Annotated in this window: 22 protein-coding genes; 6 read left to right on the forward strand and 16 right to left on the reverse strand. The window is 37.8% G+C overall.

Annotated elements, in window-relative coordinates:
- Window positions 1–133 precede the first annotated feature (133 nt).
- The gene (locus HE1_RS07760; RefSeq protein WP_162531316.1) at window positions 134–1,030 is read left to right on the forward strand and encodes an aminoglycoside phosphotransferase family protein; all 897 of its coding nucleotides are present in this window, start codon (window positions 134–136) and stop codon (window positions 1,028–1,030) included.
- A gap of 5 nt (window positions 1,031–1,035) precedes the next feature.
- On the opposite strand, the gene HE1_RS06045 is transcribed toward HE1_RS07760, so the two are convergent.
- The 16 genes from HE1_RS06045 to HE1_RS06120 form a co-directional block, all read right to left on the reverse strand.
- Window positions 1,036–1,509 (reverse strand): TspO/MBR family protein, encoded by a 474-nt coding sequence (locus tag HE1_RS06045; protein WP_035545788.1) that lies wholly within the window; start codon window positions 1,507–1,509, stop codon window positions 1,036–1,038.
- Entirely contained in the window at window positions 1,499–3,751 is a 2,253-nt protein-coding gene (locus tag HE1_RS06050) for an FAD-binding protein (protein WP_006291684.1), read from the reverse strand. Before HE1_RS06050 ends, HE1_RS06045 begins: the two co-directional genes overlap by 11 nt.
- Window positions 3,735–4,658: an aminoglycoside phosphotransferase family protein gene (locus HE1_RS06055; protein WP_035545791.1), complete on the reverse strand. Its 924-nt coding sequence runs from the start codon at window positions 4,656–4,658 to the stop codon at window positions 3,735–3,737. The genes HE1_RS06050 and HE1_RS06055 overlap by 17 nt, the downstream gene beginning before the upstream one ends.
- An 80-nt stretch (window positions 4,659–4,738) precedes the next feature.
- The gene (locus tag HE1_RS06060) at window positions 4,739–5,278 is read right to left on the reverse strand and encodes a methyltransferase domain-containing protein (protein WP_206537264.1); all 540 of its coding nucleotides are present in this window, start codon (window positions 5,276–5,278) and stop codon (window positions 4,739–4,741) included.
- Window positions 5,250–5,393, reverse strand: a complete 144-nt coding sequence (locus tag HE1_RS09415; RefSeq protein WP_206537265.1) for a hypothetical protein — start codon at window positions 5,391–5,393, stop codon at window positions 5,250–5,252. The genes HE1_RS06060 and HE1_RS09415 overlap by 29 nt, the downstream gene beginning before the upstream one ends.
- On the reverse strand, window positions 5,390–5,857 hold the full coding sequence (locus HE1_RS06065; RefSeq protein WP_035545797.1) for a GNAT family N-acetyltransferase: 468 nt from the start codon (window positions 5,855–5,857) through the stop codon (window positions 5,390–5,392). The genes HE1_RS09415 and HE1_RS06065 overlap by 4 nt, the downstream gene beginning before the upstream one ends.
- Window positions 5,790–6,320, reverse strand: coding sequence for a GNAT family N-acetyltransferase (locus tag HE1_RS06070; protein WP_035545802.1), 531 nt, complete (start codon window positions 6,318–6,320; stop codon window positions 5,790–5,792). The genes HE1_RS06065 and HE1_RS06070 overlap by 68 nt, the downstream gene beginning before the upstream one ends.
- Complete coding sequence (locus tag HE1_RS09420; protein ID WP_206537266.1) at window positions 6,317–7,870, reverse strand: GNAT family N-acetyltransferase; 1,554 nt, start codon at window positions 7,868–7,870, stop codon at window positions 6,317–6,319. The genes HE1_RS06070 and HE1_RS09420 overlap by 4 nt, the downstream gene beginning before the upstream one ends.
- Window positions 7,867–8,328, reverse strand: coding sequence for a GNAT family N-acetyltransferase (locus tag HE1_RS06085; RefSeq protein ID WP_035545887.1), 462 nt, complete (start codon window positions 8,326–8,328; stop codon window positions 7,867–7,869). The genes HE1_RS09420 and HE1_RS06085 overlap by 4 nt, the downstream gene beginning before the upstream one ends.
- 4 nt (window positions 8,329–8,332) lie before the next feature.
- Window positions 8,333–9,115 carry a class I SAM-dependent methyltransferase gene (locus HE1_RS06650; protein ID WP_052567444.1) on the reverse strand — a complete coding sequence of 261 codons (783 nt, stop codon included), beginning with the start codon at window positions 9,113–9,115 and terminating at the stop codon, window positions 8,333–8,335.
- 2 nt (window positions 9,116–9,117) lie between these two features.
- Window positions 9,118–9,678, reverse strand: coding sequence for a P-loop nucleotide/nucleoside kinase family protein (locus tag HE1_RS06095; RefSeq protein WP_006293413.1), 561 nt, complete (start codon window positions 9,676–9,678; stop codon window positions 9,118–9,120).
- Window positions 9,675–10,076, reverse strand: coding sequence for an NUDIX domain-containing protein (locus HE1_RS06100; RefSeq protein WP_006293411.1), 402 nt, complete (start codon window positions 10,074–10,076; stop codon window positions 9,675–9,677). Before HE1_RS06100 ends, HE1_RS06095 begins: the two co-directional genes overlap by 4 nt.
- 6 nt (window positions 10,077–10,082) lie before the next feature.
- Window positions 10,083–10,571 carry an NUDIX domain-containing protein gene (locus tag HE1_RS06105; RefSeq protein ID WP_006293395.1) on the reverse strand — a complete coding sequence of 163 codons (489 nt, stop codon included), beginning with the start codon at window positions 10,569–10,571 and terminating at the stop codon, window positions 10,083–10,085.
- Window positions 10,568–11,287 (reverse strand): YciI family protein, encoded by a 720-nt coding sequence (locus HE1_RS09425; RefSeq protein WP_006293435.1) that lies wholly within the window; start codon window positions 11,285–11,287, stop codon window positions 10,568–10,570. The genes HE1_RS06105 and HE1_RS09425 overlap by 4 nt, the downstream gene beginning before the upstream one ends.
- Window positions 11,274–11,708, reverse strand: coding sequence for an IS1096 element passenger TnpR family protein (locus HE1_RS06115; RefSeq protein WP_006293438.1), 435 nt, complete (start codon window positions 11,706–11,708; stop codon window positions 11,274–11,276). Before HE1_RS06115 ends, HE1_RS09425 begins: the two co-directional genes overlap by 14 nt.
- 7 nt (window positions 11,709–11,715) lie before the next feature.
- Complete coding sequence (locus HE1_RS06120; protein ID WP_052567446.1) at window positions 11,716–12,183, reverse strand: MarR family winged helix-turn-helix transcriptional regulator; 468 nt, start codon at window positions 12,181–12,183, stop codon at window positions 11,716–11,718.
- Window positions 12,184–12,300: 117 nt separating this feature from the next.
- Between HE1_RS06120 and HE1_RS06125 the strand changes: the two genes are divergently transcribed.
- The 5 genes from HE1_RS06125 (at window position 12,301) to HE1_RS06145 (ending at window position 15,975) form a co-directional block, all read left to right on the forward strand.
- Window positions 12,301–13,227, forward strand: coding sequence for an SDR family NAD(P)-dependent oxidoreductase (locus HE1_RS06125; protein WP_235075677.1), 927 nt, complete (start codon window positions 12,301–12,303; stop codon window positions 13,225–13,227).
- A 17-nt stretch (window positions 13,228–13,244) separates the two neighbouring features.
- Window positions 13,245–13,988: an SDR family NAD(P)-dependent oxidoreductase gene (locus HE1_RS06130; RefSeq protein ID WP_006293443.1), complete on the forward strand. Its 744-nt coding sequence runs from the start codon at window positions 13,245–13,247 to the stop codon at window positions 13,986–13,988.
- A gap of 125 nt (window positions 13,989–14,113) precedes the next feature.
- Window positions 14,114–14,419, forward strand: coding sequence for a hypothetical protein (locus HE1_RS06135; protein WP_035545809.1), 306 nt, complete (start codon window positions 14,114–14,116; stop codon window positions 14,417–14,419).
- A gap of 175 nt (window positions 14,420–14,594) precedes the next feature.
- Window positions 14,595–15,035, forward strand: a complete 441-nt coding sequence (locus tag HE1_RS06140) for an NUDIX domain-containing protein (protein ID WP_006301210.1) — start codon at window positions 14,595–14,597, stop codon at window positions 15,033–15,035.
- Window positions 15,028–15,975 (forward strand): GNAT family N-acetyltransferase, encoded by a 948-nt coding sequence (locus HE1_RS06145; RefSeq protein WP_035545818.1) that lies wholly within the window; start codon window positions 15,028–15,030, stop codon window positions 15,973–15,975. The genes HE1_RS06140 and HE1_RS06145 overlap by 8 nt, the downstream gene beginning before the upstream one ends.
- Window positions 15,976–15,991: the final 16 nt, after the last annotated feature.

The following is a 15,991-nucleotide window of genomic DNA, read 5'->3' on the forward strand; positions in this document are numbered from 1 at the left end:
ATTTCAGGAGGAGATTTCAATGCTGTTAAACATTTATTTTGACACCTTCAACACTTATGGGCTCGGGCACTAGAAGATGGTTGCGATACGGGCTATTTCCAGCAGATAACAAATGTTTTTGATGAGGCTTATCATGCCTGTAATTAACACGCAAAAATATCAAGAGCTTTTGAGTTTGAATGAAGATTCCTTATTTATAAGAATAGATCATGATGAGGAAATGGTTGCGACCGTTTATAAGGTTTTGAATGGTCGGCCTTGTATTTTAAAAATATGCGAATCTCCATTTGATTATGCAAATGAAGTTTATTTTCTGGGTTATTTTTCTAAGCAAATTTTAGTTCCTAAAATTATCAGCACTGTACCACTAGGAGCGGAAAATTTTGCTGCAGTTCTAATGGAGTATTTACCTGGAGATTTGCTAACACCTCATACCATAACAAAAGAAATAGCCTTTGAAATAGGAAAATCTTTGGCAATAATCCACGAAAATAAAACAAATGGTTTTGGATATTTGAATAGAAACTTAGAGTTAAGCCCAGACCCTATTTTGCATTTTAAGGCGAAATTTGAAGAAGGTATAGATGAATGCAAAGGTCATCTACCGAAAGACACCATCTTGAAAAGCTTGAATTATTTTAATGACTCTTTAAATCTTTTAGAACAAGTTGATGATCCATGCATTATTCATAGAGATTTTAGACCAGGCAATATAATTATCCATCAAAATACTTTAAGTGGAATTATTGATTGGTCATCGGCTAGATCAGGTTTTGCAGAAGATGATTTCTGTTCTATTGAACACGGTGAATGGGGGAATTTTAATGGCTACAAAAATGTTTTTCTATACGGGTATCGTAGCGTCAGAACAGTGCCTAGTTATAACGCAGTTATTCCTTTATTACGACTGAACAGAAGCTTGGCCGTTATTGGATTTACTGTCAAAAGAAATACATGGAGTAATATTCACGCGAGGGTCTATAAATTTAACAGGAAATATATTGATATGTTTGACTTTGAAAAATCATAGACGTATCAGTTCCACCGCCATATGTAAAAGTTTAAGTAGCTGGCGAATAGGATCCATGACAGATAAGGAATCATCAGCAGCGAAACCGCTTTCATTTTTTTGTAAGTCAGATAAATAAGCGCACAGACCAGAATATCCATAGCGACCAAAACTACGAGAGAAATCCCGGTTAAATGGTAATGGAAAAACAAAGGTGTCCAGCTCCAGTTTAAAATGAGCTGAGTTACGTATAATGTTGTGATAACACTTAGCTTAGGAAATGAAGACGTGCGCCAAATGAGCCAGCCGCAAGCGCCAATCATTCCGTATAAGATAGTCCAAGCAACCGGAAATACATAATTTGGCGGTGTCAGGGGTGAGCGATTTAACGTGCTATACCAAGTGCTAATCTCTGGCTTGGTTAGAGAGCCGATAGCTCCACCAATCGCTATAAGTGCCACAATCCAGATGATTAAAGAGAAGCGGGTTTTATTTTGCATCTTCTGCCTTATTATTAAGGATTGTATTAATGTAAACAAAAAATTGACTTTGAAAGATTGAATTGGGATCATACTTCTTTTTAAGATTGATCCATGACTTAATTTCAGGATAAGCAGATAATAACTGTTCTGGAGTATAATGTAATCGATATGGAAGGTAAAAAGTTCCATTTACAGCCAACGCATCATCGATAAGCGCTTGAGTAAACCTTTTCATTTTTTCTTCGTCTTCTGGAGTTTGTCCTTGAGAGAAGAGACATACGAGACCATAAACATCTTGTTTAGCATAAGGCAAAGATGATGTAGCATCCTTTTTAACCTCTCGTATCGTTACATTCAAGATGTTGATATTGTGTGCTATTACATGCATCTTTAGTTTTTGTATAAATTGGGATACATGTTTTTTAGGGATAAAGTATTCATGCAAAATATCTTTATTTTTTCCATAAAGGGGCCAGAGAATATGTATGTCTGTATTCATCGCATCATTGCGGCTCAACAACGTTGGTTTTTCTGCAAGCATCTTTGTATAAGTTTTTTCTGCCTGCCATCTGAGCTTTTTGCCTAGATTGTGGTACTCAGAAAATCTAAAAATGCTACGTTTAATTGCTATAAGCTTTTCAGGACTAATGTCATTTTCTTCTGCAAAAGTTTTTTGAGTTTCGTACCAAAACAAACCAACTTCATTCAAGAGATTATCTTGGTCTGTAGAAAGTCTAGCATAAGCTAATTCTATTTTTGGGTTACCGCTAATACTTTTCTCAAACTTCTCATGGAAATTCTCTGCTTTTGTAAAGAGGGCGTGAAATTTCACAAGCGAATTTGGGACAGTTCCAAGTTCTGCATCTACAATCAATGCAAACATACCGTATCCACCTATAACTGCATTAAATAATTCTGGGTTTAGAGAAGGAGAAATAGTCTGTATATCTCCATTAGCGGTTATAACAGTCATTTTTAATACTGTTGATACAATGGGTGGAGAACCCACTTGCCATCCGTGAACATTTACCCCGATTGAACCTCCAACGGTGAATATATTATCTGATTGCATAACCTTAACGCTTCTTCCATGGCGTGCTAGAATTTCCTGGATTTTTTTCCACGTAGCACCAGCTTGTGCTGTTACGGTATTTGTTTTGGGGTTATAGGTCACATTGTTAAAATTAAGCATATTCAGAAAAATAGCATCCTTAGAGAAAGTTTGCCCACCCATAGAGTGCCTGCGCCCCCCAATGCTTATGGGTTTGCCCTTTTTCTTGGCTATTTTAATACCTTCTTGCATATCCTGAATATTGTTTACTTTTATCATTGAGTGAATAAATTCGGCATTTCCTCCTGCATCTAAAATTCTTTTGCGTTTTCGTTCTAGTACATTTTCTATTAATTGCGGTTTATTGCTTTGCAACCCTTTAACGCCAGACTTATATAAAGATTTTGCACGTTTAGAATCATCAACGGTCCAACTAATAACAGGATAACCGTGAGCCACAAGGTTTGCCAGTACCCTGGGGGCTAGGTTGAATCTGGGACCTAATACATCAGGTCTAATAATTCTCCGTACTTGTTTTTGCACCCAGTGTTGTTTCAAAACCCATGGAATTTTGTTAAATTGATCCTGAGATTCTTCACCAAATGCCGTTGTATTATCAGCAAAATCATACATCAGCATGATGTCGCGACTGTATAACCTGATGGTGGCTAATGTAATAGGATTAAAAGATTCAACAAATACATTATCCTGAAGCTGATATCGTTTTATACAGTCAACCACACGATGTGCCATCTGAGTATCGATTTTATTACTAGATTTTATATCAAGAAAAATTACTTTTTGTCTTCCCACAATAGTAAAAAATTCCTCAAGTGAGATCAGCTTTTCTTCTGTGCCTTTATATCGCGCTTGTGACAGACGCGACCAATCATAATCTTCTGGTATTCCTTGATGGTCTGTATATTCTTCTAAAGTATCTCCATGATATAAAAATAACACGCCATTTTTTGACATACTGACATCAACTTCTATACCATCTACTGTACTTGATAGAGCTTCCGTAATTGCAGATAGACTATTTCCTGGGAAAGAATCCGATATTAATGCCTTATGTGCTATAACTTCCGGAAAATCATAGTGATTTGCGCCCACCGGTAAGGCGGTAGGTGTATATAGCGGTTCTGTAATGGAATACATCCAAAGCCCAACAAAGAATACTAGGAACGTGTATTTAAATTTTTTGCCCATTTACAACCTCATCAATAATTCGTTTATGCGTTTCAGTATCAGAGTTACTTTTATCTGCTATCTGGCATAGCTCAAATGTTGCTTTCCACAATGCCCAGGCGCGGGCTCGGAGCCATGTATCTGGGGCCATATCCATTTTTGATATAAAAATCTCACGAGATTTGCCGCTCAAATAAGTCCATGCAATAACAAGATCACAGGCAGGATCGCCAACCGCAGCACCGCCAAAGTCAATGACTGCTGATAGTTTTCCACCATCCATCAGTATATTGCCAATCGCAAAATCGCCATGAATCCATATTGGCGCCTTATTCCATATTGTCGCACAAGCCTTATCCCATAAAGCTAATGCTTTGCTTGCATCTATGATTTCAGCTAGCTCTGCGATCTGTTCTCGCGCTCCTTTATCGTAAACACTTACATGATCACCTCGCCACCAGTTGTGCTGACCCGGCTCGCACCACGCCGAAGCTCCAGCGAAGGCGGGAGGGCCTGCAACATCATTAATTGTTTGCAGCTCTTTTAAAAATTTGGCGAGATCAAAGGCAAGTTGTTCTTTGTCTTGAGTTGTTAACGTCAGGAGGTTGATACTTTTTCCAGGCAACCATTGATATATAGAAAATGGATAAGGATAATTTGCCGATGGCTTTCCCATTTTAATCGGAGCTGGAATGCTAACGCTTAAACGTTTTGCTAATTGCGGCAGTAGTTCTTGCTCTTTTGGAACTTTTAAAGCGTAAGTCTTAGCTGTTGGCATACGAATAAGCATATGCTCACCAAGCCTATAGGTGCGGTTATCATGTCCTTGTTTCTCAACATCAACGATAGGTAAACTAGCGTATTCTGGAAATTGCTCCGCTATGAGTTTGCCCGCAAGATCAAGGGGTGGAGTAGATTCAGTAGTCATAGTGTTCTCTTACAAATTAAAATAATATCCTTGGAGTTCAGTGGATCAAAGGGCGCCTTCATGAAATCCCCATAGATTTCTCAAATCTCAAGCCCAGACTGCCTCAGAATTTTTGACAGGTTCGTTAAGTTGGTAAATTTCAATTCAATCTTGGTTAAAGTTTCAAAACTTTGCCATGATCGTTTTGTGGTATATTTCACAATGTTTGTTTTAGGATCAAAAACTTGCATACCATACACTTTAACCAGCTGATTTTTATCATAAATGAAATCATGCCAATGTTCAAATCGTGGAGCGTCACGCATTTCATCATCGGTTGTATTGCGTGTGTTCATGATGAATAAACTTTTGTCATGCATATGGATTGTAATCGAAGAAAGGCACCTAAACTGGTCTTTTTCTGTAAGAAGAGCTTGGAAGCTGTTGCCTGCCATTGTTAGTAGATCGAATTTTTTATTAAGGTTAAAATTGCGCATATCTACGTTTAGATACGTAATATCAAGCCCATGGTTTCGTGCTTTTTCTTTAGCTAATCCAAGCATCGGATCGCTGGTATCTATGCCAATGCACTTTAACCCAATTTCAGGAAGCCTAAGTGTTACGCCCTGTACCGCAAGCAATATCAAGTGCTTCACCTTTTGTTACGGTGCTACAAAAAACATCGAAATCATCTGTGTAACCACCGTATTCTGATTCATAAATTAAAGGTGAGCTATACTCTGCTAAGCTGTTCATAACTCCACCTCCATAACGGTTACAGGATGAGATTTAAATTCATCCATACCGATTTTCCTCCATCCAAGACGTTCGTAGTATTCTGGTATTGTGGGATCAAAAGCAAACAAGTACAGCTTTTCAAAGCCAAGCTCTTTTGCTTTTAGGACTGCGATGTCAATCAGCATTTTGCCGATCCCCTGTTTTTGATATTTCGAGGCTACTACTACATCTGCAAGCCACGGCCCTAAATCTGGACAAAACTCTTCCTTAAGTTTCAATGTGCAAAATCCTACTGGAATTTCATCACACAACGCAACGAATGAAGTTGTTTCATCTGGGTGATTGAGCTCATCATATGTCAATAACTCTATCTCTTGAATTGTAAGCTCTGGAAACCAAATTCTACCTAAAACGTCATGCCACACTTGAGCAAGCGCTGGTATAGCATCTGGATGATTTTTCAGAAGGTCGATTTTGATCATACAATGCCTCCATAACGATTACAGGATGAGATTTAAATTCATCCATACCGATTTCCCTCCATCCAAGACGTTCGCAGTATTCTGGTATGGTGGGATCAAAAGCAAACAAGTACAGCTTTTCAAAACCAAGCTCTTTTGCTTTCAGTACAGTCACATCAATCAGCATCTTGCCAATGCCTTGCTTTTGATATTTTGGATCGACGACAAGTGAACCGAGCCAAGGAGTAAGATCTGGACGAATGCCATCATTTTCACGCAAAGAGCACATGCCAACCGGTAAATCACCATCTAATGCAACAAAAGTGATTGGCAAAGCGTGGATCTTCAAGTGATCTGCAAATCTTGTGATAACACGTTCAACGGGTACATCAGGAACCCAGATTTTACCTAATACTTCATGCCAAATGTGTGCAAGTGCGGGTATAGTGCTGGGATGGTTTTTAAGCAGTTCGATTTTGATCATGACGCTATCTCACTTATTAATTCTGGCATCAAAGTTTTTACTCTTAAAATTGTTGGCAATACTTGCATGACTTGTTCTATCCCAATATTTTTTTGCTCAAGTTCTCTTTGATTGATAGACCGATTAATATTGTAAACCATCCAGTTAATCCAATTTCCCATAACCCCATAAAACGCCGCTTCAATTATGCGTTTTTCAATTAAACCTCCGGACTCCGAATAAGATTTAAGCATTTTATGGAACAAATTGATCTTGAGATTGGTTGTCACGCCCGACCAATCTAACGCAGCATTTACAATTTCATATGTGGGGTTTAGTTTACGGGCCGATTCCCAATCAATTAATAGAGGTTCCTTGTTCTCAGTCCACAAAACATTTTTTTGATCTAAGTCACCATGTCCAACGACTGTATGTTTTTTAAGAATTTCAATTGAACCCAAATAATTTTCATTAATTTCGAGAAGGGTAGATAAATGGGAATTTAAAATGTCAGCAAATGGAAGCCGCATTTGAGTTGACTGCTTAATTAAGTTTGTAATGTGTTTGTTATCATGAATATCAAATTCAGGTTGATCGATACCTTCAATACAGAGATTTATTAAATGCATTTTTGCAAGTATTCTGGCAATGAATAATGCTTGACCTTCGTTAATTTCATCTTTATCTAAAGCTTTCGCGTTAACCCAAGGGTACACAAGGTAGCCATATTCATCTGTAATTAAAAGATGTTTATCAGATTGCGAGAGAGCGCATACCCCAGGGATATTTTGAGCTATAAAACTTGAAGCTATTTGCTCGCTCAATTCATAATTTTTAATGACTTGCTCATTTTGCAAATCAATATCTTTAGATAGCTGCTTAATCGCATAGGAGCCTTTATCTGTATCAAGACGCCACATGATATGCAGCAAGCCACCGTGTACTCTTGTGGGCGCTTGAATCGGTGTTCCAAGATTAAAATGATGGCAAATTGCTTTGATGTGATTCTTATTTGCAGACAGAAAACGTCTAATCAATAAATGATGGGGCTTACCGGCACCGCTACAATCTCCACCCATTATAAAGTCAGCAATATGCTCAAAACCTGCTTTCATATAAACATGCTCTGCTCTAGGATTATCACTAGCAGGGTCTATTATAAATGTATCGGCTGATCCGTCGAATTCTCTTCTGAAGAAATCAAGAAATTCCGATAAGGTCTTGGCCCCATAGCCTTTGCCAAAATAATCTTTATCCCCAATCATGTAATCGATGCCATACGTATTACCGGTTTTTGAAAGGTGACTTAATTTAATATCATCGATGTGGTCTTCAGCTGTTTCTTGGATCGTCATTAACATTGCAAATGGGTGGCGATTCCAGCTTGCTATCCAATAAAAATACTTGCCTTCACAATAATTCGAAGGTTCTTTTCTGCCATTAACAAAATTTAAAATATCGTCTTTATGGCCTTGCGTATTATCCCAAAACTCCTGAACAAAAGGCTCTGCAAGCCAACCAAAAATAATATTAACGTGATTTACATTGGCTTTTTCAAAATTAATGCTCATGCCACTTGCTCCAAATATAATTTCATACCTTCATGACTTGCCTCGAAGCCAAGCGTTTCATAAAAATGTTTTGCTTGTGATCGCTTTTTATTTGTTGTGAGCTGGACAACAGAAACATCATTTTCCTTGGCATAAGAAATCGCTTGATTAAACATCCAAGATCCTATTTTCTGGCCTCTATGTTTCCCGGCTACCCTGATTTGCATACGGGTGCTGCCGATAAAAGTGAGTGATGGCATAATGGTGAGATGGCAGGTGCCAAGAATTTCATCGTCATTTTCTATGACCATTAAATATTGGTTTGGATCGCTATCGATTTTGTAAAATGCTTTGATGTAGTTTTCATGCACTGCAGCTGATTTTGATTCTCTTGTGCTTCCTAATTCATCTTCTAAGAGCAGCGCTATAAGACGTGGTAAATCAGCAATTCTTGCTTTTCTGTGGGTAAGGTTATTCATAGCATTACACCTTCTTGGCAATTGTTAATATTCGCTCAGAACCCTCTTTTGAAAACGCTTCGCCATTTATGTCGGTTTGAGCCAATACAACAAACCCATTTTCTTTTAAGATTTCTTGCAACTCATCGCTACCGTAAACCTGTAAGGTGTTTTCATAACCTTTTGATACTTTTGTGGGGCTCTCATTTCCATCTTGATAAACATAGGTACTATAGGATGCTAAAATGCCGTCATCAGAGATGGTGCTAAATTGGATTTCTCTGAATTTCTGACCATCGGAGACCGCCATCCAGTCTCCGGTTAATTTTGTGATGTTATTGCCGGCTTTCAGATAATCTAAGTTAAATATGTCGAAAATATACAAGCCACCCGGATTCAAATTACGATTTATATTTTGGATGGTGAGTTTAAAGTCTTCTCGAGTCAAATGACCAATTGCATTAAAGATTGTAATCGCAGCATCGAACTGGCCTGCATGAACAGTGCGGCAATCTCCTTGTAAGAATTTAATTTTCAATTGCTTTAATTTCGCTTTTTGTTTAGCAATTTTGAGCATGCTCTGGCTAATGTCGCTGCCTACGACTTCAAAGCCTGCCTCGACGAGCCAAAAGACTTGAGAACCAGTGCCGCAAGTAAGATCAAGAACGGTAGCAACCTGATGCTCTTTTAATATTTTCTCTAAAAGCGCATTGATGGCCTTCGAATTATTTTCATTAAATTCATCATAGCACTCAGCCCTTGTGTTGTAATAAGAGGCTTTTGCTGTTGTATGTTTAAGTGTTTTCATATTCACCTCTGAGTTAGTATTTTTATATGATTCATAATCGCTTCTGCAGCATCTTCCGGGCTTAAATTGCTAACATTTAGCGAAAATACATTAGGGTGGGAGATGGAAAGAAGTGGGGGTTCATCGTGCACATCTTGCGGATCAATTGATTTCCATCGATTACGCCTCTTTGGATCCACAACCCGTCGTAAATGTTCATCTTGATCAATCAAAAGCCTGACAGGCACAAATATTGAGCCCCTTGCTTCTGCCATATAAACCACTTCTGCATAACAGACTTTATCGCCTGCATCTTCGTATAGGTTGTTTGTCAGAACATAACTGTTATGGATTTCTTTGGCTAAAAACGTCAAAACGCATCTTCTAATATTCCCAATCGCTTCCCAAGCAAAATCAGGTATCTTGGCATATCCGTCATATTGCAATAGCTCAAAAATAGGATTATTGATGAGTTGATTATCGCACACGATAAAACCATGATTTGCAGCCAACTCCTTAGCGATGGTGTATTTTCCAACTCCGGGTTTGCCGGTTAAATAGATGATGGTTGTTGGTTGTGTCATATCATCACGCTCCTAAATACATCTGAAGCTGGGTATTTTAACCATTGTGGTACAAGCTCTCGCAGGGGCTCAGCTCTAAAATCAATTTCAGATATTTGATGCAAGGGTACCCAAATTAATTCAATATGAGCTTCAAGTTGCGGTATTTTGTTTTCAATTTTCAAAGATTCTGATTCAGCCTCAAAAATAAAATTATATTCATGGTTGTGACAGATACTGCTATGCCCTGGTTCGAAGCTGTATTCTAAACATCCTAAAAATCTCTTGATTTTGCAATGAGCTCCAGTTTCTTCTATTAATTCACGAAGGAGCGATGTTTCAACCGATTCACCATGCTCAACATGCCCCCCTGGGAGAAAATAAAAACTGATTGGTAGGTCAAGTGTTTTGCAAAGCAAGGTTATTCATTTCATTGTGCTCCAAAATATATTATCGTTAGTACCTTCCAACCATTTAGATAAAGCGGATTTAAGTGGTAAGGGACGAAGATCGATCTCGTATAGCGAGTCAGTTGGTAGCCATTCGAAAGCAACATGCTCTTCTTTTTGTGGCACCTTATCTCCAAATTTTAACTCTGTAATACTGAGCTTATAAATCAAATTAATTTCGTGCGTATGACAACAGACCTCATCCCCTGGAAAATTCCATGCATGTTCAATAATTCCTAAAAATTTTTCTATTGCTGCTTCAAATCCTGTTTCTTCTTTTATCTCGCGAATCAGTGCATTGGATGCAGATTCTTGAAAATCAATATGCCCCCCAGGAAGATAATAAAAAGGAGTATTTAATTCATAATAATGGTTAGGGTGCGGTCTTGGATCATACGCTAGGAGAATATGCCCTTGATCTATTATCACGCCTCGACTCAAAACATGGATATTATTTTTACTCATGCGCTACCTTCCTCAATCAAAGTTCCTTGATGATAGAGTATCTTCCAATCACCATTGACTCTGCGCCAAAGTGTTGATCTTCTTGTGGCTCTTGTTTTGTCTTGGATAAGGGAGTATGTCAGTAAATAATTATCCGGCACGATTTTGGTGAGCTCAAAGTCTTTTGCTTCCCAAATATCTTGATAATCTGGGTCGTTATACCGCTCAAGCAGAGTTTCTATAACGTCTTGTTTGGTGTAGACATTACCTGATGCACCAACTTCCCAAAATTCATCACATATTTGTTTGGAAATATCTTCTTTTGTTTTTCCAAACTTTTCAGGATGATGAAAGATTGGCTCCCTTGATTTAAGTTCATCGAGGATTTTGTTCGGATCATCTTCTTGTCTTTGTGCAAATACAATACTTTCAAATTCCTTGCTCCATTTTGTCGGAGAAAATTCGATTATCTCATAGGTTGCTAGATTTTTTTCTGCAAACGGGTCCTGTTTCAATATTGTTTGCAAAACATCTTTGCTATCACATTTTGCAATTATTATCCCACCTTTACGTGGTATTTGAGGGCCAGAAGCAATAAAAAAATCCTTAGCATAGTAATTGCTTAAAAAATCTAAATGAGCTGATCTAAAGGCGTCAATTTTTTCCAATGGAACCTTGTAACTCAAAATTACTACAAATAGATTGGTTTTATCATTTCTCATATTATTCTTCGTCATAATTAGGATATTGCTCTGGTGATTTTCCAACTTTTTCAACAATACGCGGATACCTTGTTTTTTCTAGAGGCTCTGCAATAGATTTGCATTCGACTAGAAAAATCCAGTCATCCCCATAATCAAATAAGAATGCCATTTTCTTTTTTGGCTCAAACACCGAGTAAATTTTTGTTTTCTTAACTCCTTGCGCATTTTCACTTGGGTCGCAATCGTCCATATCAGCAAACAGTTCATAAATTTCATCGCTGCTGTATAAATCTTTAATGTTATTGTAAAAACCAAATGCATGATCCATATCAAAATCAAAAGATTTCACTATGAAATTTGCTAAGTCATATAGGCTTTTTTCACCTTTTATTTCTATGATCCTGAAAATTTTATTATCTACAGATATTTTAAACGTATAAATTTTGTTTTTCATTTTTTACTCATGCCGCGTCCGCTATTTGTTGTTGTAAAATTCCGCGTAAATGTTCGTCAAAGCCTTGCTTATTTTCCCCTAAGCTCACAAAAAATGATTCTTCGGCCTTGAGTAAATCCTTGGCTGCGCCTTGTATTTTAGCTACACCGGCATCTGTGAGCTCAGAAAATTTAGACCGTTCGTCACCTTCTTTTTGAGAGCGCTTGAGTAATCCTCTTTTCTCTAGGGCACGTAATACCTGAGAGGTCATGGTTACATCAAAACTCAAAAACTTTGCGAGGTCATTTTGCGATACATCAGACTTATCTTTCTTCAAAAATCCTAATGTCATCAAAAGCATAAACTGAACATGCGTAAGATCATGAGGCAAAAGAGTACTTTCAATCTTGCGCTTCCACGCAAAATAAGCAGAATAGAGCAAGAACCCTGACACTTCCTTCATGTTGATCCAGTTTGTTTTTAATGACTTTTTCATGAGTTTACTTTCCCGTTAGTGAGTTGAAAGGTGAAATAGATGGGTGTTGATGCATGCAAATGATCTCCTTTAAACAGTTATTTTACGCGTTACATACTGTCTATACACAAAATATATTTGCATAAAACAGCAAAGTACGTCAAGATAAAGCTGCGCATAAGGGGCAAGAAAATAATTTTGGATTTGATGAATATGAGGACCTTCTTAAAATGCTTTTTACTTATTATATTTATTTGGAGCGGCAATACGACTATGGCATCTGGTAAGACAATTAATTCACTGGCAATGCTTTTTAATTTGAATGGTAAAACGGCTATCATCACAGGAGCATCCCAAGGCTTAGGTAAACAATTCGCCATTATTTTAAACAAAGCTGGTGCGCGAGTAATTTTAGCTAGTCGCGATATTGATAAACTTAATGCTTTTAGTAAGGAACTTAAGAACAGCAAAGCCATACAGATGGATGTCGCTAATTCAGCATCAGTAAAAGCAGCGTTTGCTGCACTGGAAGAAGCCGGTGAAAAGATTGATATCTGCATAAACAACGCAGCGACTGAGGCCTTGACTCCTGTTTTTTCAGAGGATGATAATGGCGATTTTGAGCGAGTTATGCAAACCAACGTAATGGGCGTGTGGTATGTCACCAAAGCAGTCGCAAATCATATGAAGAGCCATAAAATCAATGGATCGATTATTAATATCAGCAGTGTAAATGGTGATAGCTTCCCTTACAAAGAGCTAACGGCTTATGCCGCAAGCAAAGCTGCAGTCATACATATGACAAAATCTTTAGTAACTGAGCTATCGCAGTATAAAATCAGAATTAATACAATTAATCCAGGACCGGTTCAGTCAGATTTGCTGGGTTCTCCAAACAAACATGACCCTAATTTCTGGAAAGATAAAATACCTGCAGGATTTATAGCCGAGCCAAGTTATCTTGATGGATTGATACTATACCTTGCTTCAAATAGCGCCTCTAAATATGTCACCGGTGCTACCTTCGCCATAGATGGCGGAATTTCTTGGGGTGGTAAATCGTGATAGAGAAGGAAAAGAATATGAATAAACAGAATATTGCTCTCGTTACAGGTGCATCTTCTGGAATCGGCGAAGCATTGACTCGGGAGTTGATATCCAAAGATTGGATTGTCGTTGGAATAGCTCGCAGGGTAGAGAAACTGAATGCAATAAAAAATGAAATGGGGTCCTCATTCATCCCTATTATATGCGATATTTCAGACAAGTCTGATATTCGTAGAGCTTGCCAAAATATTCTTGATCAAGGTCTTTGTCCCAATCTTTTCTTCTTGAATGCAGGTATCGCAGGTGAAAAAGTTATTGAAAACCCTGAAGCGTTTACGGTTGAAATACATGAACGCATTATGGCAGTCAATTACTTTGGCGTTTTAGCCTTTGTTGAATTTTTTGAAAAACCATGCCTGCTGGGCGGCGGTGCTCACTTTATTGTTACAAGTTCGGTAAATGCAATTTTTGCACCACCTACAGGGAGTGCTTATTGTGCATCAAAAGCAGCTATTTCAAAAGCTTTTGAGAGTTTATCGCTCACTTATTGCGGAAGAAACTTGATCTTCTCGTCCATTTATACGGGTCCCGTGGCAACAGGTGGTCTTAAAGGCAACTTTCCCTTTACATGGAGTGCTGAAAAAATGGCGAAGTATATGCGTAAATTCTCTGAGCTAAAAAAATCACGAGGTTACCCATCTCTTTTCTATTTCTTCATAAGCCACATCTTGCGCGTTTTGCCTGCTGGTTTAGTGATGCGTATTTTAAAAAAGATGTAAGAATTTTATGAGGAAAGAGTTATGAATGAATTTGTACACATCATTAAAGGAACGCCATTATACGTCTGGGCTATATTATGCTATTTATTGTTTGTAGGCATTAAGAGTTTTATGAGGAAAGAGTTATGAATGAATTTGTACACATCATTAAAGGAACGCCATTATACGTCTGGGCTATATTATGCTATTTATTGTTTGTAGGCATTAAGAGTATAAAAACAAGGGTTATTTATCTGCCCAAGCTCTTTATCATTCCATTAATATTGCTGGCTATTAAGTATAAAACGCTTCTTTCAGATGATGCTTTGGTATTTTGTCTTGTAATTATGGGAGGCAGCATAGCAAGCTTCTTTATAAACACAGGAAATACATTAAAGGTTATAAAAAAGAATGTTCAATTGAAGTGCCTGGAGGTTATGGAACGCTTATAGTATTGATTTCCTTTTTTCTTGTTAAATATTATTTTGGCTATTTAAAGTCGACAGATCCAGACTTGTTCCTTAAATACTCTATTATTGAAAGTGTAATAAGTGGATTATTTTCTGGCTATTTTATAGGACGGGCACTCACGTTTACGTATAAATATTTGAAGGTTGCAAAATCATCATGATGATAATACCACATTTAATTTTAAGAAAAGATAGCAAAATTCTATTAACGAGAAGAAGCCCGACTAACAAAATCTGGGCCTCTCACTGGCATTGCGTGACAGGAAGTATTGAGGCAGGTGAATCACCAAAAGAAGCCATTATTCGTGAAGCCAAAGAAGAAATCGGGATTAAGCTTCAGGATGTGACTTTAGAAACAACAGTTTTCCTTATAGAAAAAGATTATTTTGATTTTATGAAAAAATTTTATGCATTAGAACTGTTTTTTGTTAGTGATTTGGGCGACGCTCAAGAACCGACAAATTTAGAGCCTTCAAAGCAGGATTCTCTAGGGTGGTTTGATCCATATAAGTTACCAGAGCCCATGATCCCAGGAGTGGCTTTTGGCATCAAAAGCTATTTTAACAATCAACGTTATGTAGAGTTTAGAAATGTCTAAAGAAATCCAAGTCGTTCCCTATGACCCAAATTGGTCTCATATTTATGAAAAAGAGGCGAAGCTTATCGGGCAAGCCTTGGGTGGTAATTGTTTAGCAATTCACCATATTGGTTCAACGGCGGTACCGGGTTTAGCGGCCAAACCTAAAATTGACATAATCGCCGTAGTGCAAGATCCCTTGTTAGCTCGAGATCAACTGGGAAAAATAGGAATTCAGTATCGTGGTGAATACAATATCCCATTGCACTATGGCTTTAGTAAACGAGGAGATATCGATCTTAATCTCCATGTATATGAGGAATTTCATCCGGAAATCGAATTAAACCTGTGTTTCCGGGATTACTTGCGAAATCACCCAAACAAACTGGATGATTACGCAAAGCTCAAAGAAGAGCTAATTCAAGATGAATCATCATTTACCAAAGAAAATTCACCTTTTACGAATTACACACTCCGTAAAGGGGATTTTATTAGGGAAGTTTTGAGAGAAGCCGGATTTAACAGAATTCGCATGCTGAAATGTAACGACAACACAGAATGGGCTGCAGCCAAACATTTCAGGGACATTTATTTCTTTGGTCCCCACGGCATAGAAGATCCTTACACATGGACCTTTAACCATGAAAAGCATGCCCATCTTGTTTTGTATCAAGGCACAGAGATCGTTGCTTACGCCCATATTCAGTTCTGGCCTGATAAAAGAGCTGCAATTCGTATTATTGCCACTGATGAGAATAGGCGAAATCAAAGCTTTGGAAGCAGGTTTTTGACGCTTATAGAGAAATGGTTAAAAAGTTCAGGTGTTAAAAGCATCCATGCTGAATCTAGACAAACCAGCTTATGGTTCTATCTCAAAAACGGCTATACAGAAGTGCCATTTGATGATCCTGAAAACCACGAATCTGATCCAAACGATGTTCCGGTGGGTAAGGTGTTATGATAAAGATTAAAATAAT

The organism is Holospora elegans E1 (assembly GCF_000648275.1).
In the GTDB taxonomy this organism is placed as follows: Bacteria; Pseudomonadota; Alphaproteobacteria; order Holosporales; family Holosporaceae; genus Holospora; species Holospora undulata_A.